The sequence below is a fragment of the Pseudomonas cremoris genome (genome assembly GCF_014230465.1).
The window spans coordinates 19,151-43,256 of record NZ_JAAXCY010000011.1 but is presented as its reverse complement, the minus strand read 5'-3'; the positions used below and the strand labels follow the sequence as shown (position 1 = coordinate 43,256).

The following is a 24,106-nucleotide window of genomic DNA, read 5'->3' as shown; positions in this document are numbered from 1 at the left end:
GACCCCGCCTCAGTGTGTGGTCGCCAACGCAGGCGTTGGTTTGGGCCGGTGGAAGAACTTCTCAAGGTACAAGTATATGACCGGTGTGGTGAACAGCGTCAGTGCCTGACTCACCAGCAAACCGCCGACAACCGCGATGCCCAGCGGCTGGCGCAGTTCGGCGCCGGCGCCGTAACCGAGCATCAGCGGCAGGGCGCCGAGCAGGGCGGCCAAGGACGTCATGATGATCGGGCGGAACCGTGTGATACACGCTTCGAAAATCGCATCCTGAGGCGTCAACCCTCGCGTGCGCTGCGCCTCCAAGGCAAAGTCGATCAGCAGGATGCCGTTCTTCTTGACGATGCCGATCAACAGCACCAGGCCGATCAACGCCATGATCGAGAAGTCCTGGCCCAGCAGCCACAGCATGATCAGCGCGCCCAAGCCTGCCGAAGGTAGGGTCGAGATGATGGTCAGTGGGTGCACAAAGCTCTCATACAGCACGCCAAGAATAATGTAGACCGCCACCAGCGCCGCAAGGATCAACCACGGCTGACTGGCGAGCGAACTCTGGAAGGCCTGGGCCGCACCCTGGAAGTTGCCGATGATCGAGGACGGCATGCCGATCTCGTTCTTGGCCTGGTTGAGCAGAATCACCGCATCCCCCAGCGCCACGCCGGGCGCCAGGTTGAACGACAGGTTGGCGGCCGGGAACATGCCGTCATGACTGATGGACAGCGGCCCGACCGTGGGTGCGTCGACCTTGGCCAGTGCCGACAGCGGCACCATTTCATTGGTCAGCGGTGAGCGCAGGTAGAAGTAGTTCAGGCTCTCGGCCTTGCCGCGCTGGCGGGTATCCAGTTCCAGCACCACTTGATACTGGTTTATTTCGGTCTGGAACTCATTGACCTGGCGTTGGCCGAACGCGTCGTACAGCGCTTGGTCAACGTCGGTGGCGGTCAGGCCGAAGCGTGCGGCGGCACGGCGGTCGATGGTGATCTGGGTAATGCTGCCGCCCAGTTGCAGGTCGTTGGATATATCGCGGAACGCTGGAATGGCGCGCAGTTTTTCGGTCAGGCGCTGGGTCCAGGTGTTCAGCGTCGCACCGTCGTTACTCTTGAGCACATATTGGTATTGGCTGCGGCTGGGGCCGGAGCTGAGGTTGATATCCTGGCCGGCGCGCAGGTACAGGACAATCCCCGGCACAGCGGCCAGCTTGGGTCGGATGCGGTCGATGAATTGGCTGGCGGAGACGTCCCTGTCACCCCGGTCCACCAGGGAGATCCAGAAGCGGCCGTTGGCGATGGTCTGGTTGCTGCCGGTCACGCCTACAGAGTGGGAGAACGCCCGCACGGCGGGGTCAGCCTTCATAATTTCGGCCAGTGCCTTGTGCTTGGCGACCATGTCTGGATAGGACACGTCCGCCGCCGCCTCGCTGGTACCGAGGACGAAGCCGGTGTCCTGTACCGGGAAAAACCCCTTGGGGATAAACACATAACCGGCCACGGCCAGGCCCAGGGTCAGCAAGAAGATGCCGGCCATCGTACGTGGGTGGGCGAGGGCGCGGCGCAGGTATTTTTCGTAGCCTGCCAGCAAGCGTTCGCCAAAGCCGGGGTTGTCATGGGGCCGATGGCTCGGCGCTTTCATGAACAGCGCCGCCAGGGTCGGTGCAAGTGTCAGGGACACCACGACGGAGATCAGGATGGTCGAGGTAGCAGTCAAGGCAAACTCCTTGAACAGCCTGCCGACTACACCGCCCATGAACAGCAACGGAATGAAGGCCGCCACTAGCGACACACTGATGGATACCACGGTAAAGCCAATCTCACTGGCGCCTTTGATGGCGGCCTCGCGCTTGTCCAGGCCGGTTTCCAGATGGCGATGGATGTTCTCCACCACGACGATTGCGTCATCCACCACAAACCCCACAGCAACAACAATGGCCACGAGGGTCAGGTTATTCAGGCTGAAGCCCATCACGTACATCAAGGCAAAGCTGGCGATCAACGACACACCCAGCACGCTCGACACAATGAGAGTGGCCGACCATTGGCGCAGGAAAATCGCCATGACGCCGATCACCAACAGAACGGCGATCAGCAGGGTCATTTCCACTTCGTGCAACGAGGCGCGGATGGTGGTGGTGCGGTCCATCAACACGCTGACCTGGACCGAGGCCGGTAGCATGGCTTCCAGGCGCGGCATTTCGGCCTGGATGCGTTCTACTGTTTCGACGATGTTGGCGCCGGGCTGGCGGGTGATCACCAAGTTGACGCCGGGAGTGTCGCCCGCCCACGCCTGGACGTAGGCGTTTTCCGAGCCGTTGACCACTTTGGCCACATCGCGCAGTTGCACCGGTGCGCCGTTCTTGTAGGAAATGATCAGGTCGCCGTATTCATCCGGGTGAAACAGTTGGTCGTTGGTCGCGAGGGTCGACACGCTGTTCTGGCCGTACAGTGCGCCCTTGGCGAGGTTGAGGCTCGATTGCTGGATCGCCAGGCGGACGTCGGCCAGGGTCAGGCCGATGGCGGCCAGTTTGTCGGGCGAGGCCTGCACGCGGATCGCGGGGCGCTGCTGGCCGGTGATGTTGATCTGGCCAACGCCATCGATCTGGCTGATTTGCCGGGCCAGCAGGGTTTCCACCAAGTCACTCAATTCGGTGCCGGGCATGTCGTTGGAGCTGACGCTGACGATCAGCACCGGGCTGTCGGCCGGGTTGACCTTGCGCCAGGTCGGCAGGCTTGGCATATCGCTGGGCAGTTTGCCGGCCGCGGTGTTGATGGCGGCCTGAACTTCCTGCGCGGCGGTGTCGATGCTCTTGTCGAGGGTGAACTGCAGGGTCAGCAGGCTTGAGCCCAAGGCGCTGCTGGACGTCATTTGGGTCATGCCGGGGATGGCACTGAATTGCACCTCCAACGGAGTGGCCACCGACGATGCCATGGTGTCGGGGCTGGCGCCGGGTAACTGCGCGGTGACCTGGATCGTCGGGAATTCGGCTTCCGGCAGTGGGGCGATAGGCAATTTGGGGAAGGCAATCAGCCCCAACAACACCAGGGCGAAGGTGAGCAGCAAGGTGGCGACCGGGCGGTCGATGCACCAGGCAGAAACCGACCCCCGCGCCGTCATGGCTGCACCTTGACGTCAGCGGTCTGGATCGCTTGGGGCGGCTCTTTGAGAATCTCGACCTGGGCACCAGCCTTGAGTCGCGACTGACCATCGCTGACCAGCACGTCACCGGCCTGGACGCCCTTGAGGATATTGCGTTCGCTATCCTGGTACACCACTTGCACCGGCACGATGTCCACCTTGTCGCCGTTGACGCGGTACACGAAATGCGAGTCCAGACCCCGTTGCACCACAGTCGGCGGTACGGCCAAGGCGTTACGGTCGAGGGCAGTCTGGATCTTGATCGTCACCAGTTGGCCCGGCCAGAGCTTCTGCGCGCTGTTGCGGAACTCGGCCTTGGCGCGAATGGTGCCGGTGGTGCTGTTGATCTGGTTGTCGATCAGGCTCAGGCGGCCTTCACCCAGTAGCTCGCTGTGCTCACCTTCGGTATCGGCCCCAAGGAAAGCGTCGACGCTGGCCGGATACTCGGCGGCGATCAGGCCCTGGAGGGTCGGCAGCATCTGCTGGGGCAGGGAGAACTCGACTGCGATGGGGTCGATCTGGGTCACCGAGAACAAACCTTGGGTGTCGCTCATGCGCAGGAAGTTGCCTTCGTCCACCGTGCGAATGCCGACGCGACCCGTCACCGGCGAGCGAATTTGCGTGTAGGAAAGCTGAACCTGGGCCGAATCGATCGCGGCCTGATTGCCTTGCACGGTTGCTTTCAACTGGTTGACCAAGGCTTGTTGCTGGTCGTAGGTCTGCTTCGACACACCGTCATCCACACTCAGTTCTTTGTACCGTTTGAGGTTGACCTGCGCCACTTGCAACTGCGCCTGGCTTTCGCCCAGTTGCGCCTTGGCCTGGTCGAGGCTGGCGCGAATCGAGCGGTCGTCGATAGTTGCCAGCAGGTCGCCGGCCTTGACCAGTTGCCCTTCCTTGACCAGCAATTTAGTGAGGACGCCGTCGATCTGCGGGCGGATCACCACACTGTGCAGCGACAGCACTGAACCGATGCCGCTGAGATAACGCGGCAGGTCTTGCTCCACCACCTTGATCACGCGCACTGGCACGGCTGTCGATGCGACCAGTTTGGTCTTGGCGGGCCGGGTGAAAACCCAGGCTGCAAGGGCCACTATTACGAGGGCGCCTACGATCAAGGCGGTTTTGCGTTGAATGTGCATGCTGTCGGGCGCCGGGACAAAAGGTGGGAAGAATGAGGCGTACTTATAGCGTGTGAACCCGGTCAACAAAGTGACCGCTATCTGACAGCGGCGTCAGTTAGCCCTGACCATTCGTACGACAGTGGTTAAAGATTACGGGGCCGCAGGTATACTGCGCGCCAGTGTGGCCCGCAAGCCGGCCCGCCTCATTTTTTGCACGCTTCGGAGCTTCCATGACTTCCCCGACACAATCCCCTGTTGAAGCGGCCGACCTGGTCGATCCGGCCAGCGCCGAAAGCGTTGAAAAACCCGAGATCCCGGCGTTCAAGTTCCCATTCAAGCCGGGAGAGCTGGCCGGGGCCAAGAATGCCGCCCAGCCTTGGTACAAGAATGGTGCCAAAAACGGCCATACGAAGTCTCCGGGCATGGCCCCACCGGGTACTCGCCGCTCAATGGGTAAACGCTAAGAGTAATAGGCTGAAGTTCGTTAGGGCTATTTCCTACAGATTGCGCTGAAGTTTCCGATTGTATGCGCGCCACCGTTTCTTGAAAGCTTGCACGGCTTTTGCTCTGCCCTGAGTTTTTTCCAGGGTGGGGCAGGGGTTGCTCTTTCCGGAAAAGGACCTTTCCTGTGGCGTTGATACATCTCTGTGCTGTGTTTGCTCTATTGCTCTCGGCGAATACCGTTGCGGCCGTTGATCAACCGCGACGAGAGATCCGCTTCGCCATTGCTGCGCAATTCCCCCCCTTCCAGAGCCGCAACCCCCAAGGGCAGTTGGTCGGGCTGAATATCGAGCTGGGCAACGCCCTGTGCCTGCAATTGAATGCGCGCTGCACGTGGGTCGACCAAGTGCTGGCCGAAAACTTCAAAGCCCTTGAAGCCCTGCAGTTCGACGCAATCATGGGCATTGCACCCACGCCCAAGCGACGGCGCTGGGTAAGCTTCACCGACAACCTTTATCCCTTCACCACTCGCCTGGTGGCACTTAAAAACTCAGGCCTGACACCGACTGCCAGGTCGCTAAAAGGCAAGCGAGTCGGCGTGTTGCTGGGCAGCAATCGTGAAGCCTTCGCCCGTTCCAAGTGGGCACCCAAGGGCGTTATCGTCGAGAGCTTCTGGCTCAACGACGAGCTGGTCCGCAGCCTGGTGGCCGGTGAAATCGATGCAACACTGCAGGGCACCGTGGAAATCCGCGACGCCTTGCTGGACACCGACACTGGCCAGGACTTCGACTTTGCAGGGCCCGCTGTTTCCGCTGAGTTGCTGGGTGATGGTGTTGCGATTGCGCTGCGCAAACCGGACACGGCGCTGCGCAATGAACTCAACCATGCGCTTGAACAGTTGATGCAAAACGGCGAGTACCAGCGGATCGTCCAGCCTTACCGCCTGGAAATACCGTGATGGCCAATTAATTGCGCAGAACATGAGCTAGATCAGTATTTGCCCGATGGGGGCGCTTAGAGTCGACGCCCTGCCGACTCTTCTAACAATCACGAGCGCGCTTGCCCATGAAGATCAATCTGCCGGTCACCGGTCGAAATGTGGACTTTTCCCCTGACGCCAACATCCTTTCGACCACCGACCTGACGAGCGCAATTACCTACGCCAACCAAGACTTTATCGACATCAGTGGCTATAGCCGCGATGAGTTGTTGGGCACGCCGCATAACATCTTGCGTCACCCGGACATGCCGCCGCAGGCATTTGCCCACATGTGGCAAACCTTGAAAGCTGGGCACTCATGGATGGGCATGGTGAAAAACCGTTGCAAGAACGGCGATCACTATTGGGTCAGCGCGTACGCCACGCCCGTGACGCGGGACGGTGTGACGGTGGAGTATCAGTCGGTGCGCACCAAGCCGGATGCGCGCACGGTAGCGGTAGCGGAACGGGCCTATGCGCGTTTGCTCACGGGTAAGCCCGCGCGCTGGCCGGTCGTGGGCCTGGGCCTGAAATTGTCGGCTTGGGTCGCTGCTGCCTGCGGTGTGACCGGGGCGTTGGTGTTGGGCCTGGCGGCCTATTCGCTGACCTGGCAACTGTTAGCGTTGGCTGCGGGCTGTGCGGCAGGCGCGGTGGGGGTAAGCGCGATCCTTCGACCTCTGGCCCAGTTGAGTCAGCGGGCACGCGTCATTGCCGATAACCCGTTAAGTCAGGCGATCTACACCGGCCGTCGGGATGAGTGCGGGCAGATCGCGTTCGCCCTGCAGATGCTCGAAGCCCAGGTGGGCGCGGTGGTGGGGCGTATCGGCGATGCTTCCCAGCGTCTGTCCGGGCATGCGGCCCAACTGGTGCGGCAACTCGATAGCAGCCACGCCAGTAGCCTGGGCCAGCAAGCCCAGACCGACCAGGTCGCCGCGGCAATCCATGAAATGGCCGCCAGCGTGGCCGAAATGGCCAACCACGCCCAACAGGCGTCCAAGGCGGCAGACCAGGCCGGCAACGAGACCCGTGAAGGTCATCAACGCGTGGATGAGAGCCGCGACGCGGTATTGCGTCTGTCTCAGGAGTTGGCGCGGGCCACCGAGGTGATCCACCAGTTGGAACACCACAGCGGCGAGATCAGCGGTGTACTTGAGGTGATTCGCACGATTGCAGAGCAGACCAACCTGCTGGCGCTGAATGCCGCCATCGAAGCCGCGCGCGCCGGTGAACAGGGGCGCGGGTTTGCGGTGGTGGCCGATGAGGTGCGCGGCCTGGCCCAGCGCACTCAGCAATCGACCGATGAAATCCAGCGCATGATCAGCACCCTGCAAGGCGGCGCGCGGGATGCGGTGCAGGCCATGGCGCACAGCAGCGAGCACGTCGAGGCCAGTGTCCAACAGGCGCAACGGGCTGCTGCGGCGTTGGACGGCATCAGCCAGCGTGTCATGCAAATCACTGCCATGAGCCAGCAGATCGCGGCGGCCGTGGAGGAACAAAGTGCCGTGAGCGAAGACATCAATCGCAATGTCGTCGGCATTCGTAACGCTGGGCAGGCCACCGTCAGTGCCGGGCAGCAGAGCCAGCTCAGTTCGGAGGATGTGGCGGCATTGGCGGAGGATTTGCGGCAGTTGGCGCAGGAGTTTTGGAGTGGGCGGCGCTGAGTAAGATTTACGGTGAATGTACCGCCGCCTTCGCGAGCAAGCCCGCTCCCACATTCGACCGAGATCCAATTTTGGAATGCAGTCAAATGTGGGAGCGGGCTTGCTCGCGAAGGGGCCATTCAGACCTACGCCGCCCTCAGCGAAATAAACGCATAATTGGCCGGCACCTGCGTCGCAATCTGCGCCCCGGCATCCAGCACCTGCTCGGCAATATCCAGCCCTGACACATGAAACACCCACTCACTGGCCACCGCTGGCCGCTCCATCGCCAACTCAATCGCCTGTGCAAACGCGCCCATGTCCGGCAGGTACGCGGTAAACCCATCGCCCTTGAGCGCCGTGGTGCGAATACCCAGCAACGCGCATACCGCCTCCTTGGCCTGCACGTCGTCGCGGTCGGCCTGGCGTGAGCGTTGGATCAGCTCGGCCAACTCCACGTCCATCAACTCACCCCCGACGATCAGCGCCGGCCCCTGCTCCCATGACTCCGGCGGGCAGTCCTTGGCGGCGGGGTTCAACGGGATATGTGGGTTGATCTCCATCGGATAAATGCGACACACCAACGGCCGCCGTTCATAGATACGGCAGCGATTGTCTTCGTCAAGATTCCGGCAGCGTCCGGCGTTGTAAGCGGCAAAAGTGATCGCCACAAACGCCTCGATGTTGCCGCTGGGCACCACCACCGAACGGCGCTCGGCATGTTCGCGTTGTTGTTGGGGCAGACCCAGGCCATTGCCGAGGAAACCTTCCACCAGAACAATGACATTACCGCCGTCGGCCGCCCACATACGGGCTTCGTCGAGGGTGAGGGGGACATGATGGTCGGTGCAGCATTTACCGCAACCGACGCAGGAAAAATGAGTGTTCATGGCGGATCTGTCACCAGGCAAGGTCAGAGGGCACGCAGGAACGGTGACGGGTTTTTACCTCTGTTCACCGAGCTGGCTCTCTGGAAGCAAGTTGTGCGCCAGCGCCTGTCAGTCCTCTTGCACTACATCCCGTAGGACAAATCTCATTCCCGCGCTTTCATAAAGCTGCCGGGCACGCAGGTTGTTTTCCAGCACCTTGAGGTCCACATAGGGTTCACCGCGCTGCTTGAACACCTGGAAACTGTGCAACAGCAGCGCACGGCCGAGCCCCTGGCCTTGGGCACAAGGGTGAACGGAGAGGTTCTTGATGAAGGCGCTGGTCCAGCACTGAGCTACGCCGAGAATGCCCTCGGCGTTACTCGCCACCAGGCACAGCGTGGGGTCGAACTCGGCATCGGTGGTGAACTGGCGCTGCCAGGTTTCCAGGTTGGGCACGCGGCCGCCGCCTTGCTCCTGAGTCATGCATAACACTGCGTGAATCGCCGGGGCCAGGTTGTCGTGGTAATGGCCCAACTGGGTATCGGCCGGCCATTGTGGGGCGGGCAGGCTGCCGGTGAGGTCGCGGCGCAGCAGTTGGAAATATTCGCTCACAGACCTTTTTGCGCCACGGTTTGCGCAGCCACCACCAGGCACTTGGTCAGCTCGGGCGACGAGAACTTGGTCAGCACCGCGTCAGCGCCAGCCAGTCGGGCTTTTTCACTGTTCATCGCGCTGTCCAGGGAGGTGTGCAGCAACACGTAAAGCTCTTGGAAGTCCGGCGTTTCGCGCAGGGTACGGGTGAGGGCGTAGCCGTCCATCTCGGACATTTCGATGTCCGACACTACTACGTTGATCTGCTGCGCGGTGCCTTGCAGTTCCAGCAGCACATCGATGGCTTCCTTGGCACTGCGTGCGGTGTGGCACGTGAGGCCCAGGTTGCGCAGGGTGTGCACCGACTGCTGCAGCGCCACTTGGCTGTCGTCCACCACCAGGATGCGCGCATTGCCGAGCACTTCGGCCTCTTCCATGGTCAGGTCGGTGGGTGCGGCTTCGATCTGCGCCGGGGCGATGCCGTGGATGACTTTTTCGATGTCCAGTACCTGCACCAGGCCGCCCTCTACCTGGGTCACCCCGGTGATAAACGAGCGATTGCCGCCGGACCCGAAGGGGGGCGGGCGGATGTCAGTGGTCAGGCAGTGCACGATCTTGCTCACCGCCTGCACATGCAGGCCCTGCTTGGAGCGGCTCACATCGGTGACGATCAGACAGCCGCCGTCCGGGTCTTGCAGGGGCATCTCCCCCAGGGCACGGCTCAGGTCGATCACCGACAGCGAAGCGCCGCGCAGGGTGGCGATGCCTTTGACGTGAGGATGGGACTCCGGCAGCTTGGTCAGCGGCGGGCAGGGAATGATTTCGCTGACTTTCAGCAGGTTGATCGCCATCAGCTTGCCGCTGCGCAAGGTAAAGAGCAGAAGCGAGAGTGAATCTGCGCGGGCTTTGGTGGTGGACATAAAAACCTTCTGTGGATCAGGGATGACATCTATAGAAGGTTATCGACTTGAGCGGCCCATGCTTTAGGGGCATGGGCCGCTAAAATCAGCCCTTCCAGACCTGCGGGTTCACCAGGTCCTGCGGACGCTGGCCCAGCAGGGCGCTGCGCAGGTTTTCCAGGGCGCGGTTGGCCATGGCTTCGCGGGTTTCATTCGTCGCCGAGCCGATATGCGGCAAGGTCACCGCATTGCTCAATTGGAACAACGGCGACTCGCTCAGCGGTTCCTGCTCATACACATCCAGCCCCGCCCCACGGATGCGTTGGGTTTGCAGCGCTTCGATCAGCGCCGGCTCATCCACCACCGGGCCGCGGGAGATGTTGATCAGGATCGCGCTGGATTTCATCAGGCCCAACTCGCGGGTGCTGATCAGGTGGCGAGTCTTGTCGCTCAATGGCACCACCAGGCACACGAAGTCCGACTCGGCCAGCAACTGGTCCAGGCTGCGGAACTGGGCGCCCAGCTCCTGCTCAAGCTCAGTCTTGCGGCTGTTACCGCTGTACAGGATCGGCATGTTGAAACCCAGGCGACCACGGCGCGCCACGGCTGCGCCGATATTGCCCATGCCGACGATGCCCAGGGTCTTGCCGTGCACATCGCAACCGAACAGCGGCGCACCCACGCTGGCTTTCCACTGGCCGGCTTTGGTCCAGGCATCCAGTTCGGCCACACGGCGTGCGCTGCTCATCAACAGGGCGAAAGCCAGGTCGGCGGTACTTTCGGTGAGCACGTCGGGGGTGTTGGTGAGCATGATCCCGCGTTCATTGAAGTAGGGCACGTCGTAGTTGTCGTAGCCCACCGACACGCTGGACACCACTTCCAGCTTGCTCGCACCTTGCAACTGCTCGCGGCCCAGCTTGCGGCCCACCCCGATCAAACCATGGGCGTGGGGCAGGGCTTCATTGAATTGAGCGTTGATATCACCCAGCTTGGGGTTAGGCGCGATCACCTCGAAATCCTGTTGCAGGCGTTCGATCATTTGCGGGGTGACGCGGCTGAAGGCGAGGACAGTCTTTTTCATTGCAGGCGGGCTCATCGACTACGGAAGAATGCGAAGCACGCTAACATTCTTGGCCAGCGTTGTCAGGACACCACTGAACCAACGTGAACACAGATCTAAATGTGGGAGCGGGCTTGCTCGCGAAAGCGGTGTGTCAGATAAAGACTTATTGACTGACACACCGCTTTCGCGAGCAAGCCCGCTCCCACATTTGATCTCCATCGTTTAGAAGAAATCAGGTCGCTAAACGAGCGCTGCCCAACCCGCCACTCACTTCATACGCCACCAATTCCGCCTGATGCGCCGCCAGAATCTCCGGCAACGAACCGCGCAGGTATTCCACCCAGGTCTTGATCTTTGCATCCAGGTATTGGCGCGACGGGTAGATGGCGTACAGGTTCAGCTCCTGGGAGCGGTAGTTGGGCATCACCCGCACCAGGGTGCCGTTGCGCAGGCCTTCAATCGCCGCATACACCGGCAGCAGGCCAACGCCCATGCCGCTGGTGATCGCGGTCTTCATCGCGTCGGCCGAGTTCACCAGGAACGGTGAGGTGTTGATGGCCACGCTTTCCTGGCCTTCGGGGCCGTTGAAGGTCCATTTGTCCAACTGGATCACCGGGCTGACCAGGCGCAGGCAAGCGTGGTTGAGCAAGTCATGGGGGCGTTGCGCGCAGCCCTTGGCCTTGACGTAATCCGGCGAGGCGCAGGCGATGCTGTAGGTGATGCCCAGGCGTTGGGACACGAAACCCGAGTCCGGCAGCTCGCTGGCCAGCACGATGGACACGTCGTAGCCCTCGTCGAGTAGGTCAGGCACACGGTTGGCCAGGGTCAGGTCGAAGGTCACGTCCGGGTGGGTGCGGCGGTAGCGGGCAATCGCGTCGATGACGAAATGCTGGCCGATGCCGGTCATGGTGTGCACTTTCAGCTGCCCGGCAGGGCGTGCGTGGGCGTCGCTGGCTTCGGCCTCGGCTTCTTCGACGTAGGCCAGGATTTGTTCGCAGCGCAGCAAATAGCGTTTACCGGCTTCAGTCAGCGCAATGCGACGGGTGGTGCGGTTGAGCAAGCGGGTTTGCAGATGGGCTTCCAGGTTGGAGACCGCGCGCGAGACGTTGGCCGTGGTGGTGTCCAGTTGCACGGCGGCGGCGGTGAAGCTGCCAGCCTCGGCCACACAACTGAAGGCGCGCATGTTTTGCAAAGTGTCCATGGAGTGTTCTCAGGGGAGATAACAAATTGTGACAGAAAGTTACGCCGTCCAGTGATCCCTACCAACGGATTATCGCCTGAACGGTAACAAAGATTCACAGGAATGCCAGCTTATCGTCCTCAATGCCGCCGCCTAGAATTGCGCCACCTTCCCCCGCAACACCACCTCAGGAATTCGTTCGCCGTGCCGCGTCGCATCAGCAGAGAGCTCAAGACTCTCATTAACGGAGGGCTGAAGGCTCTCAGTGTTTGCGCCTTATCGTTAGCAATCAGCGGCTGTATCGGAACCGGAGGAATCGCCCCCCAAGGCCAGGCCCTCAGCGCCAACAACCTGGCCACCGACGAAGCGATCCAGAGCGCCGCCCAGGACGCCCATTGGCCCACCGCGCAATGGTGGCAAGCCTATGGCGACGCCCAGCTCAATCATTGGGTCGACCTCGCCACCCAAAACAGCCCGAGCATGGCCATGGCTGCCGCACGCGTGCGTGAAGCACGGGCCATGGCCGGGATTGCCGAGTCCGCCGAGTCGCTGCAGATCAACAGCGACACCACCCTCAAGCGCCACAACTGGCCGAAAGACCAGTTCTACGGCCCTGGTGAACTGAGCGGTGCCACCACCTGGGACAACAATTCGTCCCTGGGCCTGAGCTACGCCCTCGACCTGTGGGGCCGCGAAAGCAATACCACCGAGCGCGCCGTGGACATGGCGCACATGAGCGCTGCCGAAGCGCGCCAGGCCCAACTCGAATTGCAGAACAACGTCGTGCGCGCCTATATCCAGCTGTCGTTGCACTACGCCAACCGCGATATCGTCGCCGCCACCCTGGCCCAGCAACGGCAGATCCTGGACCTGGCCAACAAACGCCTGAACGCCGGGATCGGTACGCACTTCGACGTCAGCCAGGCCGAAACCCCGTTGCCGGAAACCCACCGCCAACTGGATGCTCTGGATGAAGAAATTGCCCTGAGCCGTAATCAACTGGCCGCATTGGCCGGCAAAGGCCCGGGGGAGGGCGCGCAGCTGCAACGCCCAAGCCTGTCCCTGGCTGCGCCGCTGAAGTTGCCATCGAGCCTACCCGCGCAACTGCTCGGCCAGCGCCCGGACGTGGTCGCCAGCCGTTGGCAAGTCGCCGCGCAAGCCCGTGGCATCGACGTGGCCCACGCCGGGTTCTATCCCAACGTCGACCTGGTGGGCAGTCTCGGCTACATGGCCACTGGCGGCGGCATGCTGGAGTTTCTGGCGGGCAAGAAATTCAACTACAACGTCGGCCCGGCGATCACCTTGCCGATCTTCGACGGCGGCCGTCTACGGGCCGAGCTTGGCGAGGCCAGTGCCGGTTACGACATCGCCGTCGCCAAGTACAACCAAACCCTGGTCAACGCGCTCAAGGGCATCAGCGACCAGTTGATCCGCCGCGAATCGATGGACAAGCAATCCAACTTTGCCGCCCAGTCGGTGGCCTCGGCGCAGAAAACCTATGACATCGCGATGATCGCCTACCAACGCGGCCTCACCGACTACCTCAATGTGCTCAATGCCCAGACCTTGCTGTTTCATCAGCAGCAGATCGAGCAACAGGTACAGGCCGCCCGCCTGAGTGCGCATGCCGAACTGGTCACCGCCCTGGGCGGCGGCCTCGGTGCCGGCAACGACGTACCCCAGGATGCCAAGACCCTCCCGAGCAAGACCCCGGCGGCACTCGCCGTGTTTGATCACTGAGTAGGACTGAATGACTCCCTTGCCTGCACCGCTGCGCTGGCTGCACTCCCTTGAGTGGCGCCGCGGTTTCTTCGACTGGGCACGCAGCGACGGCGTGACCTGGGTGTATATCTTCAAGGTGCTGATTGCCGCGTTCCTCACGCTGTGGCTGGCGATGCGTCTGGAACTGCCGCAACCGCGCACCGCGATGATCACCGTGTTTATCGTGATGCAACCGCAGAGCGGCCAGGTATTCGCCAAGAGTTTCTACCGCTTCCTGGGCACCTTGGCCGGGTCGGCGGTGATGGTGTTGTTGATCGCCTTGTTTGCGCAGAACACCGAACTGTTCCTTGGCGCGCTGGCGATCTGGGTCGGGGTTTGCACCGCTGGGGCAACGCGTAATCGCAACTTTCGCGCGTACGGGTTTGTACTCGCCGGCTACACCGCGGCGATGGTCGGCCTGCCAGCCCTGGCGCATCCGGACGGCGCATTCATGGCGGCGGTGTGGCGGGTGCTGGAAATTTCCTTGGGGATCTTGTGCTCCACGTTGGTCAGCGCCGCGATCCTGCCGCAAACCTCCAGCGCCGCGATGCGCAACGCCCTGTACCAGCGCTTTGGCGTGTTCGCGTTATTCGTCACCGACGGCCTGCGTGGGCGCAGCCAGCGCGAAGGGTTCGAGGCCAGCAACGTGCGCTTTATCGCCGAAGCGGTCGGCCTGGAAGGGCTGCGCAGCCTTACCGTGTTTGAAGACCCGCACATGCGTCGGCGCAATGGTCGATTGAGTCGCCTCAACAGCGAATTCATGAGCATCACCACGCGCTTCAACGCCTTGCACCAATTGCTTGAACGGCTGCGCACCGATGAGGCCGATCACGTGGTGGCGGCGATCAAACCCGGCCTGCACGACCTGGCCGAGCTGCTCGATGGTTTTTCCGGGCGTGCGCTCACCAGCCCCGATGCCGCGCGCCTGGTGGCGCAACTCACGGCCTATAAGGACGGCCTGCCGGCCAAGGTGCGTGCGTTGCGCGCGGCCTTTCAGGACTGCAACCCAACCGAAGCCGAGCAACTGGATTTCCACACCGCCTACGAGTTGCTCTACCGCTTTGTCGACGACCTGCACAACTACGCACAAACCCACGCCTCCCTGGCCGACCACAGCCACGCCCGTGAAGACTGGGACGAACCCTACACACCCAAGACCAACTGGCTGGCCTGCGCCGCGTCGGGGATTCGCGCGTCGTTCATCCTCATCGTGCTTGGCAGCTATTGGGTCGCCACCGCCTGGCCCAGCGGCGCGACCATGACCTTGATCGCGGCGGCAACGGTTGGCCTGTCTGCCGCCACGCCCAACCCCAAGCGCATGGCGTTCCAGATGGCCTGCGGCACCTTGATCGGCGCGTTGGTGGGCTTCGTCGAAATGTTCTTCGTGTTCCCCTGGATCGACGGCTTCCCGCTGCTGTGCGTGATGCTCGCCCCGGTGATCATCCTCGGCGCCTTCCTCGCCTCACGCCCGCAATACGCAGGCGTCGGCGTTGGCTTGCTGATTTTCTTCAGCACCGGCTCGGTGCCAGACAACCTCACGGTCTACAACCCCTACACCTTTATCAACGACTACATCGCCATGGTCATCGGCATGCTGGTGTGCGCGGCGGCGGGGGCAATCATCCTGCCGCCCAACAGCCGCTGGTTATGGCGCCGCCTTGAGCAGGACCTGCGCGAGCAAGTGGTGTATGCCATCAGCGGCAAGCTCAAGGGCCTGGCGTCGAGTTTTGAAAGCCGCACCCGCGACCTGCTGCATCAGGCTTACGGCCTTGCGGTCGGCCAGCCGCAAGTGCAGCGCGATCTACTGCGTTGGATGTTTGTGGTGCTGGAGGTCGGTCACGCGATCATCGAATTGCGCAAGGAACAGGCGATTCTGCCGGTGCACCCGGCGTACGCCGAGTCGCAGCCATGGCGCCAGGCGATCCGCGTGATGGGGCGCTCGCTGGTGCGGCTGTTCCTGCAACCCAGCGCCAGCAACCTGGAGCGCGGTTTGATTGCCGTCGACCATGCGATCAGCCGCGTTCAGGCCACCGATGAACCCTTCGCCCCGCACTTCGACACCTCGGCCCTGCGGCGGGTGAAAAGCTACCTGCACTTTATCCGCACCTCGTTGCTGGACCCACAATCGCCACTCGCTGCCCTTAAAGGAGCTGCGCATGCCCCGTGAAATCGCGTTCCACGGCATCTACATGCCGACCATGACCTTGATGTTCCTGATCGCGGCGGGGCTGGCCTGGGGGCTGGATCGTTTCCTGGCCGGGTTCGACCTGTACCGTTTTTTCTGGCACCCGGCGTTGCTGCGCCTGAGCCTGTTCGTTTGTCTGTTCGGCGCCCTGGCGCTGACCGTCTACCGTTGAGAATGCCCCGATGAAAAAGTTTTTCAGCCTGCTCGCCACCTTGCTGGTACTGGCTTTGGCGATCTGGATTGGCCGCACGTTGTGGGTGCACTACATGGAGACTCCGTGGACCCGGGACGGCCGCGTGCGCGCCGACATCATCAACGTCGCCGCCGACGTGACCGGTGAAGTGGTCGACGTTCCGGTGCGTGACAACCAGTTGGTAAAAAAGGGCGACCTGCTGATGCAGATCGACCCCGAGCACTACCGTATCGCCGTCAAGCAGGCGCAGTCCCTCGTGGCATCGCGCAAAGCCACCTGGGAAATGCGCAAGGTCAACGCCCACCGCCGAGCGGATCTCGATGCGCTGGTGATCTCCAAGGAAAACCGTGACGACGCCAGCAACATCGCCGATTCGGCGTTGGCCGATTACCAGCACGCCCTGGCGCAACTGGAAGCGGCCGAGCTGAACCTCAAACGCACTCAAGTGCTGGCGGCGGTGGACGGTTACGTCACCAACCTCAATGTGCATCGCGGCGACTATGCGCGCATTGGCGAGGCCAAGATGGCCGTGGTGGATATGAACTCGTTCTGGGTCTACGGCTTCTTCGAAGAAACCAAACTGCCGCATGTAAAGGTGGGCGACAAAGCCGACATGCAATTGATGAGCGGCGAGACGTTAAAGGGTCACGTGGAAAGCATCTCGCGCGGTATCTATGACCGTGACAACCCGGAGAGCCGCGAGTTGGTAGCGGATGTGAACCCGACGTTCAACTGGGTGCGCTTGGCGCAACGTGTGCCGGTGCGGATTCATATTGATGAAGTGCCGGACGGCGTTTTGTTGGCAGCCGGCATAACGTGCACGGTAATCGTCAACCAAACACCGAACTAACCGGTGGGCGCTGGCTTGCCTGTAGTGAGCGGGCTTGCCCCGCGCTGGGGGGCGAAGCCGCCCCAACAGTTACGCCGCGGTTTTTCAGAAGGAACGCGGTGCCTGGATTAGGGCGGCTTCGCCCCCCAGCGCGGGGCAAGCCCGCTCACTACAAGGTCAGGCCTTGATGAAGGTTTCGTGCAGGTGGCGCCACAGCAGGGCGCCGCTGGCCTGTTTTTCGAATACCACGGTGGCGCGGCGATCTGTCTGCGTGCCGCTGTCATCCACCTGATGCTCGCGATACGTCACCGTGGCACCTCGCGCATGCCGATCAATCCCGGCCATTTCACTCAGGGTGATCTTCAACCCCGGTCGCATTCCGCCCAGGCGCGTGAATAAAGCGTTAACCCCGGCAGCATTTACCCGTGTGCCGGTGGCGGGGGCGATCATGCTGAACTCCGGGGAGAAGCGCGCGAGCAGGCTTTGCAACGTGCCTTCGGGCGCGACACCGGCGAACCATTGTTCGATCTCGACGTGGGTCTGGATCACTTCTTCAAAAAAGTCGCTGTAGTCGATCATTACAAACTCCGTTCCAAGCCAAAGCGCTTCTTCAACACGCTTTCCAATAAACCTTTGGGCAACAACGCCGCCATCAACGGCAACGCCCGGCTGCCATTTCCGGCGCGTAACAAGCGCGGTGGTGCGGGTTGTTGTACGCCCTTGAGCACTTGTGCGGCAAACCGACTGGCCGGTGTGGGGTTGTTCTGCGAGGCCTGGGAGCGCGCACGAATACCTTCACGCAGCGGCCACCAGGGGGATTTCTCGCTGATCAACAACTCAGCCTGCGCGCCCGCGTTTTTTGCGAAGCTCGTATCGATAGCCCCCGGCTGCACTTCCATCACCCGCACGCCAAACGGCGCGAGTTCCATGCGCAGGGCATCGCTCAAGGCATGCACGGCGGCTTTGGACGCGCAGTACGCGCCGGCAAACGGCGTGACCAATACACCGGACACACTGCCGATGTTCACCACCAAGCCTTTGCTGCGGCGCAGCGCCGGGAACAGCGCCTGGGTTACGCCGACGATGGAGAACACGTTGGTCTCGAACTGGCGCTGCATGGCTTCGGTGCCGCCATCCAGCAGTGGGCCCATGGCGCCGTAGCCGGCGTTGTTGACCAGTACGTCCAGCTCGCCCAGTTGTTCGGCCAGGCGTTGCAAGGCGACGCTGTCGTTGACGTCCAGTTCGACGGCGTTAAACCCGGCAGCAGCGAGGGCGGCGACATCGTCCGGGCGGCGGGCGCTGGCCCACACATGGAAACCGGCGGCTTTGAAGGCATCAGCCAAGGCACGGCCGATGCCGCTGGAGCAGCCGGTGATGAGTACGTTGGGCATGGATCAGTCCTTTGTCAGTCCGAGAAACCACCTTGCAGGTGTTCGGCACGAAATTCCAGGGTTTGCGGGCGGTAGCCGGGACGCAGTGGCGGGGTGGGCAGGCAGTCTTCCCAAGTGGCACCGGCCTGCAACTCGCCGGGGCCGCGATAGCGGGGGGCGGCGTAGACGTTGTCGGCCAGGTTCACGGTGTCGCCCGGTGCATAGGCGGCAACGCGCCAGCGTAGTTCGGTCAGCGGCACATCGTTGCCGTTGTTCAGGATCAGTTTCAGCGGGCGGTCGGCGGGGCATTCCTGCGGCGCGTAGGTGATGCGCAGTTCCAGGCGGGCCAGTTGCGAGGCTTCGCGGCTGTCCAGCCACACCACCCAAATGGCCACGAAACCCAGGCCGACCGCCGCAGCGAGGGACACCGGCAGGGCCTTGGCGGGGTAGCGCAGCAGCAGGATCAGCCAGGTGATGATCAGGAGAACGCCGAAGAACATGGAGACCACCTCGAATTGGGAACGAGCATCCTAACGTAAGCGTAGGTGGGATTGGGCGGCTTGAGAGGTGGGTTGGTTGGGATGACGCCTTCGCGAGCAAGCCCGCTCCCATATTCGACCGCATTCCAAAAGATGTACTCGGTCAACTGTGGGAGCGGGCTTGCTCGCGAAGAGGCCTTCACATTCACCACAAGGCCAAAGAAAAAGCCCCCGCCCAACCGGCTGCGGATAGGGGACGCAGTCGGCTGGGCGAGGGCTTCTTGTACGACTGTTTTACTGCGCGATAGTTTTCACCGACACGCCACGCTCTACCGGCGTCGAGCGACCGTAGATATCTTCAAACCGCTCGATATCGTCTTCGCCCAAGTAGCTGCCCGATTGCACTTCGATGATCTCCAACGGGATCTTGCCCGGGTTGCGCAGGCGGTGCACCGAGGCAATCGGGATGTAGGTGGACTGGTTCTCGCAGAGCAGGAACACATTCTCGTCGCAGGTCACTTCGGCGGTGCCGCTGACCACGATCCAGTGTTCGGCGCGGTGGTGGTGCATCTGCAGCGACAGGCACGCGCCTGGCTTGACCGAGATGTGCTTGACCTGGAAGCGACCGCCCATGTCCACCGAGTCGTAGGAGCCCCACGGGCGATAGACTTCGCAGTGGTTCTGGGTCTCGCTGCGGCCCTGTTCGTTGAGGGTGTTGACCATCTGCTTGACGCCCTGGACCTTGTCCTTGTGGGCAATCATCATCGCGTCCTTGGTTTCCACCACCACGATGTTTTCCAGGCCGATCACCGACACCAGCTTACCGTTGCCGTGGATCATGCAGTTCTTGCTGTCCTGGATCACCACGTCGCCCTTGGTGACGTTGCCGTCGGCGTCTTTATCGTTGACCGCCCACAGCGACGCCCAGCAACCCACGTCGCTCCAGCCGGCACTCAGCGGCACCACGCAAGCGCGTTGGGTTTTTTCCATCACGGCGTAGTCGATGGAGTTGTCGGGGCAGCAGGCGAACGTCGCTTCGTCGAAGGACACCGTGTCGGCATCCTGCTCGCTACGCTCAAGGGTCAGCAGGCAGGTGTCGTAGATGTCTGGGTCGTGCTTTTTCAGTTCTTCGAGGAAGCGGCTCGCACGGAACAGGAACATGCCGCTGTTCCAGAAGTAACCGCCGCTTTTGACGAACTCGACGGCGCGTTTTTCATTGGGTTTTTCCACGAACTGTTCGACGCGGCTCACGCCTTCCGGCAGCAGCGAGTCAGCGGTGGACTTGATGTAGCCATAACCGGTTTCGGGACGGGTGGCCGGCACGCCGAACAGCACCATCTCACCACGCTCGGCGGCCACGGTGGCCAGGGCGAGTGCACGCTGCAGGGCTTTCTGGTCATCGATCACGTGGTCGGCCGGCAGTACCAGCATCAGCTCGTCGCGGCCTTCATTGACCAGCATCATCGCGGTCAGGGCCACGGCCGGCGCAGTGTTACGCCCGAACGGTTCCATCAGGATGCGCTGGCAGTCCAGCTTACGGTTGCTCAGTTGCTCGTTGACGATAAAGCGGTGGTCCTTGTTGCAGACCACAATCGGTGTGTCCATGCCTTCAAACACCAGGCGCTCCAGGGTTTGCTGGAACAGCGTGTGCTCGCCGGTCAGGGCCAGGAATTGCTTAGGGAACTGTTTACGCGACAGCGGCCAAAGACGTGAGCCGCTACCACCGGAAAGGATTACTGGGATCATGGGTGTTTCTCCTTGAATCGATTGGGGTCAGAGCCCACCCCGACAGGGGCGGGCCTCAAGTTGAAAAGCTAATCAGCGGGTCGATACCGGGCGTTTCACCCAGACTGGCGAGAGGCTCGAACCGGAGCCCGTCACATACAGCACCGCTGCTTCACCACGTTCCAAAGCAACCGGCTTCACATCGCCGACTTTCTTGTCACCGTCATACAACGCCAGGCTCACCTTCACCGGGTTGATTTCACGTTCGCCACGGCCCTTGGCGGCCACCGACTTGACCACATCGGTCTTGCCGTCAGCGGTCTTCAAGGTCAGGGCCTTGTCGCTGAGGTTCTGCACACGCACCAGGGACTTCTGCTTGTTCTTGAACGGCGGTTCTTCGATCAGTTGTGGTTGACCGCTGCCGCTGTTGACCAGGGTGTAGTAGTGATCGGCGGCGAGCTTGACCGGTACGGTCTGGCTACCGATCTTGGCGCTGTAGTCACCGCCCGGCATAAAGCTGAAATCGCTGCTGGCCAGTGGCGCAACGTCACTCAGGTTGGTAGCGCCGACGGTGGCGCTCACTTCCTGGTTGCTGGCGTTGTAGACCCGTACGAAGCTCGAACCTTTTGGCGCGGTCGGGCCGTAGAGGGCGGCGTCGCCACCGGCGAAGGCGGACATCGACACGATGCTCATGCCAGCAGCCAGGGCCAGGGTCTTGGCGAGACGACGAGGAGTAGTAGTGAAAGTCATGTGAGTTACCTCTCTTTCAGTTTTGCGCCCGGTCGGGCGTCTCGGATTTTGGGTTTTTAACTGGGGTGTTCAGTGCCATGTTCTGTTGGCGCGAACCGGCTTGTTTAAGTTGCGCAACCCACTGCGGGTCGGCATCACCGATTTCGTTGTTCACAGGCAGATAACGTTCAGGAAACTCCCAGATCAGCACCTGGGGCGGGCTGTTCTTGAAGTCATCGCTTTTCAGGTAGCTGAGCATCGGCAGGATCGGCCCGTGGCCGTCTTCCGAGTAGTTGATGACGTCGCTGTGCAGGGCTTGCTTGAGTGCACCGACGAAGTTCCAGTTGGGGTTGGCGCTGTAGCTGGTGCCCACCAGTGCCACCGAGGTTTCGCTGTCGGTGAACAGTGCGTCGTCGCCACCGGCTTGCGCCAGGTGGGTCACGCGCTTTTCCAGCGGCTCTTTCGGCGGCATCAGGTTTTCGAACAGCGGGTCCAGGGGCAGGAACAGACGCAGGTCGCCTTTATGCGGCTCGGTTTTTTCGGCCTCGGTGACAAAACGCTGTGGCTCGCCGCTCAGCGGGGTTTTCTCGCGAATGGTCTGTGCCAGTTGCTTGGCGGCGATTTCGGCACCATCAGGCGTCCAGTGGGTATCCGTGCGCAGAAACACTTGCTTGCCGCTCAGCTTGGCCTGTTGCAGCGGGCCGAGCAGGTCGGGGGCGATGATCTTGTCGGCCGCCACACGGGCATGGAAGTCCTGGTAGAGGTTGGCGTGGATGCTCGCCGGTTTCACTTCACCCAAGTGTTCCGGGTACAGGCGCACCTTGGCCGGCACAATCGCCATCACCAACTGGATGCCTTGGGCCTTGAGCTTCTGGCGCACGCCTTCGACCAGCGCGTAGTTGCCTTGCAGGTTCTGGTCTTCGTTGACGGCGGGGTTGAACTCCTCGTCGCTGTACAACCAGTGGTCGCGGCCCAGCACCACGCCGGGGCGGCCTTCATTGAACAGTTTGTAGTCCAGTGCTGCCCAGAGGTTGGTGCCCAGGCGTTTGATCGGGAACTCGTCGTCGTAGTGGGTTTCGACGGCTTTGGTCCAGCGACCGTTAAGCACCGTGGCATCGGCATTGGTGCTGAAGCCGAAGAAACTGCGCAGCGACCAGGCGCCCAGGGCCAGCAGCACCACCAGGAACAGGCCGATATAGAGGACGCGTAATGAACGGGTCATGGTCGGCTCCCTCAAAATTGGAAGTAAAGGAACGGCGAGAAACTCTGCGCCGACAGTTTGAGAATCGACGCCACGAACAGCAGCAGCACCGCAGCGCGCATGGCGTAGCGTGGCCAGTCAGCGGTCCAGTAGGCCGGTTGTACGGCGGCGTCCTGGCCCACGGTGAAGCCGGGCTGGTGGATGCTGCCGGGGTTGTCGCCAGGCACTGCCTTGATCAGGCTTGGGTCGGCCGGCTTGGTTTTTTCGGCCGGGCGGTTGGTGTAGAAATCCCGCAGACCGAAGAACGCCAAGGTTGCATACGCCACCACCAGAGTTGCCACTTGCAGACCGGTGAGGCTGGCGCGGTTGAGTTCCGACAGCGACCACTCGCCAAAGCTGAACATGGCGCCGTACATACGGCCGGCGACGTGCAGGTTTTCAGCGCGGAAGATCACCCAGCCCATCACCACCAGCAGGAAGGTGAAGGCCCAGCGCAATACGTTAAAGCTGCGCGGCGCGGTGTTCAGGCCGATGGCTTTTTCAATCGCCAGCCACATGCCGTGCCAGGCACCCCACACGATGTAAGTGATGTTCGCGCCGTGCCACAGGCCACCGAGCAGCATGGTCAGGAACAGGTTGCGGTAGGTGGTCAGCGTGCCTTTACGGTTGCCGCCCAAGGTGATGTAGAGGTAGTCACGCAGCCAGGTGGAGAGGCTGATGTGCCAGCGGCGCCAGAACTCGGTGATCGACTGGCTGATATACGGTTGCTTGAAGTTTTCCATGAAGCGGAAACCCATCATCAAGCCCAGGCCGATGGCCATGTCGCTGTAGCCGGAGAAGTCGAAATACAGCTGCGCGGTGTAGGCCAGCGCGCCGAGCCAGGCGTCGCCCGTGGTGGGGTTTTGCAGGGCGAAGCAATGGTCGGCCACCACCGCGAGGGTGTCGGCAATAAACACCTTCTTGATGAAACCCTGCATGAACCGCGTGCAGCCCTCGGAGAATTTGTCGAGGGTGTGGGTGCGGTTGTTGAACTGGTCGGCCAGGTCGCGAAAGCGCAGCACGGGGCCGGCAATCAAGTGCGGGAAGATCGCCACGAACGCCGCAAAGTCGATCAGGTTGCGCGTTGCCGGCGTGTCGCCGCGATACACGTCGATGATGTAGCTGATGGACTCGAAGATGTAGAACGAGATACCAATCGGCAACAGCACGTGGGTGAGAATGAACGGCTCCAGGCCCGCCGACTTCATCATCACATTGATGCTGTCGACGCCGAAGTTGGCGTACTTGAAGTAGCCGAGGATGCACAGGTCGACGGCCACGCCGAGCAGCAGCCAACGCTGGGCAGGCTTGGTGCGCACGCCCGCAGCGCCGACTTTAAGGCCGATCCAGTAGTTCCACAGCGTCACGGCGGCGAACAGCGCCAGGAAGTCCACTCGCCACCAGGCGTAGAACACATAGCTGGCAATCAGCAGTAGCAGATTGCGATAGCGTTGCCCGCTCAAGTAGTACAAGCCGAGAAAGATCGGCAAGAACAAAAACAGGAACACATTGGACGAGAAAACCATCCCGATCTCTCCATGTTTAACAGACAGTCAAGGGCCGCAGCCCCCCCAAACCCCCCCACGAAAATTCGGGGGAGGGCGGTATTGCAATCTCACTGACGGAACCGGGTTAACTGTGGGAGCGGGCTTGCTCGCGAATGCGGTGGTTCAGTAACAGATG

Annotated in this window: 21 protein-coding genes; 7 read left to right on the top strand and 14 right to left on the bottom strand. The window is 61.7% G+C overall.

Annotated features, from left to right (window positions below; all coding sequences use genetic code 11):
• Positions 1-9: 9 nt before the first annotated feature.
• The gene (locus HF257_RS24810; RefSeq protein ID WP_185708414.1) at positions 10-3,105 is read right to left on the bottom strand and encodes a multidrug efflux RND transporter permease subunit; all 3,096 of its coding nucleotides are present in this window, start codon (positions 3,103-3,105) and stop codon (positions 10-12) included.
• Entirely contained in the window at positions 3,102-4,268 is a 1,167-nt protein-coding gene (locus tag HF257_RS24805) for an efflux RND transporter periplasmic adaptor subunit (protein ID WP_185708415.1), read from the bottom strand. Before HF257_RS24805 ends, HF257_RS24810 begins: the two co-directional genes overlap by 4 nt.
• A 212-nt stretch (positions 4,269-4,480) precedes the next feature.
• On the opposite strand from HF257_RS24805, the gene HF257_RS24800 reads away from it, so the two are divergent.
• The 3 genes from HF257_RS24800 (at position 4,481) to HF257_RS24790 (ending at position 7,331) form a co-directional block, all read left to right on the top strand.
• The gene (locus HF257_RS24800; protein ID WP_185708416.1) at positions 4,481-4,714 is read left to right on the top strand and encodes a hypothetical protein; all 234 of its coding nucleotides are present in this window, start codon (positions 4,481-4,483) and stop codon (positions 4,712-4,714) included.
• A 164-nt stretch (positions 4,715-4,878) separates the two neighbouring features.
• Entirely contained in the window at positions 4,879-5,649 is a 771-nt protein-coding gene (locus HF257_RS24795; RefSeq protein ID WP_185708417.1) for a transporter substrate-binding domain-containing protein, read from the top strand.
• 107 nt (positions 5,650-5,756) lie between these two features.
• Positions 5,757-7,331: a methyl-accepting chemotaxis protein gene (locus HF257_RS24790; protein WP_185712120.1), complete on the top strand. Its 1,575-nt coding sequence runs from the start codon at positions 5,757-5,759 to the stop codon at positions 7,329-7,331.
• Positions 7,332-7,456: 125 nt separating this feature from the next.
• On the opposite strand, the gene HF257_RS24785 is transcribed toward HF257_RS24790, so the two are convergent.
• From HF257_RS24785 to HF257_RS24765, 5 genes are all read right to left on the bottom strand, one after another.
• A complete protein-coding gene (locus tag HF257_RS24785; protein WP_185708419.1) occupies positions 7,457-8,200 on the bottom strand; it encodes a YkgJ family cysteine cluster protein in 744 nt (247 codons plus the stop codon).
• A gap of 108 nt (positions 8,201-8,308) precedes the next feature.
• The gene (locus tag HF257_RS24780; protein WP_185708420.1) at positions 8,309-8,791 is read right to left on the bottom strand and encodes a GNAT family N-acetyltransferase; all 483 of its coding nucleotides are present in this window, start codon (positions 8,789-8,791) and stop codon (positions 8,309-8,311) included.
• Positions 8,788-9,690, bottom strand: coding sequence for a chemotaxis protein CheV (locus HF257_RS24775; protein WP_185708421.1), 903 nt, complete (start codon positions 9,688-9,690; stop codon positions 8,788-8,790). Before HF257_RS24775 ends, HF257_RS24780 begins: the two co-directional genes overlap by 4 nt.
• A gap of 85 nt (positions 9,691-9,775) precedes the next feature.
• The gene (locus HF257_RS24770) at positions 9,776-10,750 is read right to left on the bottom strand and encodes a 2-hydroxyacid dehydrogenase (RefSeq protein WP_185708422.1); all 975 of its coding nucleotides are present in this window, start codon (positions 10,748-10,750) and stop codon (positions 9,776-9,778) included.
• 214 nt (positions 10,751-10,964) lie between these two features.
• Positions 10,965-11,933, bottom strand: a complete 969-nt coding sequence (locus HF257_RS24765) for a LysR family transcriptional regulator (RefSeq protein ID WP_185708423.1) — start codon at positions 11,931-11,933, stop codon at positions 10,965-10,967.
• A gap of 183 nt (positions 11,934-12,116) precedes the next feature.
• On the opposite strand from HF257_RS24765, the gene HF257_RS24760 reads away from it, so the two are divergent.
• The 4 genes from HF257_RS24760 to HF257_RS24745 are packed head-to-tail and all read left to right on the top strand — an operon-like array spanning position 12,117 to position 16,901.
• Positions 12,117-13,652 (top strand): efflux transporter outer membrane subunit, encoded by a 1,536-nt coding sequence (locus tag HF257_RS24760; RefSeq protein WP_185708424.1) that lies wholly within the window; start codon positions 12,117-12,119, stop codon positions 13,650-13,652.
• Between the two features lie 10 nt (positions 13,653-13,662).
• Positions 13,663-15,840 (top strand): FUSC family protein, encoded by a 2,178-nt coding sequence (locus HF257_RS24755; RefSeq protein ID WP_185708425.1) that lies wholly within the window; start codon positions 13,663-13,665, stop codon positions 15,838-15,840.
• Positions 15,830-16,030 (top strand): DUF1656 domain-containing protein, encoded by a 201-nt coding sequence (locus HF257_RS24750; protein ID WP_159962590.1) that lies wholly within the window; start codon positions 15,830-15,832, stop codon positions 16,028-16,030. Before HF257_RS24755 ends, HF257_RS24750 begins: the two co-directional genes overlap by 11 nt.
• A gap of 10 nt (positions 16,031-16,040) precedes the next feature.
• Complete coding sequence (locus HF257_RS24745; protein WP_185708426.1) at positions 16,041-16,901, top strand: efflux RND transporter periplasmic adaptor subunit; 861 nt, start codon at positions 16,041-16,043, stop codon at positions 16,899-16,901.
• 156 nt (positions 16,902-17,057) lie between these two features.
• On the opposite strand, the gene HF257_RS24740 is transcribed toward HF257_RS24745, so the two are convergent.
• The 7 genes from HF257_RS24740 to HF257_RS24710 all read right to left on the bottom strand — a co-directional run bounded on the left by HF257_RS24740 (position 17,058) and on the right by HF257_RS24710 (position 23,949).
• Complete coding sequence (locus tag HF257_RS24740; protein WP_185708427.1) at positions 17,058-17,459, bottom strand: DUF4440 domain-containing protein; 402 nt, start codon at positions 17,457-17,459, stop codon at positions 17,058-17,060.
• Positions 17,459-18,271 (bottom strand): SDR family oxidoreductase, encoded by an 813-nt coding sequence (locus HF257_RS24735; protein WP_185708428.1) that lies wholly within the window; start codon positions 18,269-18,271, stop codon positions 17,459-17,461. The genes HF257_RS24740 and HF257_RS24735 overlap by 1 nt, the downstream gene beginning before the upstream one ends.
• 14 nt (positions 18,272-18,285) lie before the next feature.
• On the bottom strand, positions 18,286-18,750 hold the full coding sequence (locus HF257_RS24730; protein WP_185708429.1) for a multidrug transporter: 465 nt from the start codon (positions 18,748-18,750) through the stop codon (positions 18,286-18,288).
• Positions 18,751-19,023: 273 nt separating this feature from the next.
• Positions 19,024-20,475: a mannose-1-phosphate guanylyltransferase/mannose-6-phosphate isomerase gene (locus HF257_RS24725; protein ID WP_185708430.1), complete on the bottom strand. Its 1,452-nt coding sequence runs from the start codon at positions 20,473-20,475 to the stop codon at positions 19,024-19,026.
• 72 nt (positions 20,476-20,547) lie between these two features.
• Positions 20,548-21,204 carry an alginate O-acetyltransferase AlgF gene (locus HF257_RS24720; protein ID WP_185708431.1) on the bottom strand — a complete coding sequence of 219 codons (657 nt, stop codon included), beginning with the start codon at positions 21,202-21,204 and terminating at the stop codon, positions 20,548-20,550.
• 16 nt (positions 21,205-21,220) lie between these two features.
• Positions 21,221-22,405, bottom strand: a complete 1,185-nt coding sequence (locus tag HF257_RS24715) for an alginate O-acetyltransferase (protein WP_185708432.1) — start codon at positions 22,403-22,405, stop codon at positions 21,221-21,223.
• A gap of 11 nt (positions 22,406-22,416) precedes the next feature.
• Entirely contained in the window at positions 22,417-23,949 is a 1,533-nt protein-coding gene (locus tag HF257_RS24710; protein ID WP_185708433.1) for an MBOAT family O-acyltransferase, read from the bottom strand.
• Between the last annotated feature and the right edge of the window lie 157 nt (positions 23,950-24,106).

Excerpts from the sequence above, each read along its gene's own strand:
- HF257_RS24710 (WP_185708433.1), bottom strand. The coding sequence starts at position 23,949 with ATGGTTTTCTCGTCCAATGTGTTCCTGTTTTTGTTCTTGCCGATCTTT.
- HF257_RS24715 (WP_185708432.1), bottom strand. The coding sequence starts at position 22,405 with ATGACCCGTTCATTACGCGTCCTCTATATCGGCCTGTTCCTGGTGGTG.
- HF257_RS24775 (WP_185708421.1), bottom strand. The coding sequence starts at position 9,690 with ATGTCCACCACCAAAGCCCGCGCAGATTCACTCTCGCTTCTGCTCTTT.
- HF257_RS24750 (WP_159962590.1), top strand. The coding sequence starts at position 15,830 with ATGCCCCGTGAAATCGCGTTCCACGGCATCTACATGCCGACCATGACC.
- HF257_RS24740 (WP_185708427.1), bottom strand. The coding sequence starts at position 17,459 with ATGATCGACTACAGCGACTTTTTTGAAGAAGTGATCCAGACCCACGTC.
- HF257_RS24805 (WP_185708415.1), bottom strand. The coding sequence starts at position 4,268 with ATGCACATTCAACGCAAAACCGCCTTGATCGTAGGCGCCCTCGTAATA.
- HF257_RS24735 (WP_185708428.1), bottom strand. The coding sequence starts at position 18,271 with ATGCCCAACGTACTCATCACCGGCTGCTCCAGCGGCATCGGCCGTGCC.
- HF257_RS24765 (WP_185708423.1), bottom strand. The coding sequence starts at position 11,933 with ATGGACACTTTGCAAAACATGCGCGCCTTCAGTTGTGTGGCCGAGGCT.
- HF257_RS24800 (WP_185708416.1), top strand. The coding sequence starts at position 4,481 with ATGACTTCCCCGACACAATCCCCTGTTGAAGCGGCCGACCTGGTCGAT.
- HF257_RS24810 (WP_185708414.1), bottom strand. The coding sequence starts at position 3,105 with ATGACGGCGCGGGGGTCGGTTTCTGCCTGGTGCATCGACCGCCCGGTC.
- HF257_RS24720 (WP_185708431.1), bottom strand. The coding sequence starts at position 21,204 with ATGACTTTCACTACTACTCCTCGTCGTCTCGCCAAGACCCTGGCCCTG.
- HF257_RS24755 (WP_185708425.1), top strand. The coding sequence starts at position 13,663 with ATGACTCCCTTGCCTGCACCGCTGCGCTGGCTGCACTCCCTTGAGTGG.
- HF257_RS24770 (WP_185708422.1), bottom strand. The coding sequence starts at position 10,750 with ATGAAAAAGACTGTCCTCGCCTTCAGCCGCGTCACCCCGCAAATGATC.
- HF257_RS24790 (WP_185712120.1), top strand. The coding sequence starts at position 5,757 with ATGAAGATCAATCTGCCGGTCACCGGTCGAAATGTGGACTTTTCCCCT.
- HF257_RS24785 (WP_185708419.1), bottom strand. The coding sequence starts at position 8,200 with ATGAACACTCATTTTTCCTGCGTCGGTTGCGGTAAATGCTGCACCGAC.
- HF257_RS24730 (WP_185708429.1), bottom strand. The coding sequence starts at position 18,750 with ATGTTCTTCGGCGTTCTCCTGATCATCACCTGGCTGATCCTGCTGCTG.
- HF257_RS24725 (WP_185708430.1), bottom strand. The coding sequence starts at position 20,475 with ATGATCCCAGTAATCCTTTCCGGTGGTAGCGGCTCACGTCTTTGGCCG.
- HF257_RS24745 (WP_185708426.1), top strand. The coding sequence starts at position 16,041 with ATGAAAAAGTTTTTCAGCCTGCTCGCCACCTTGCTGGTACTGGCTTTG.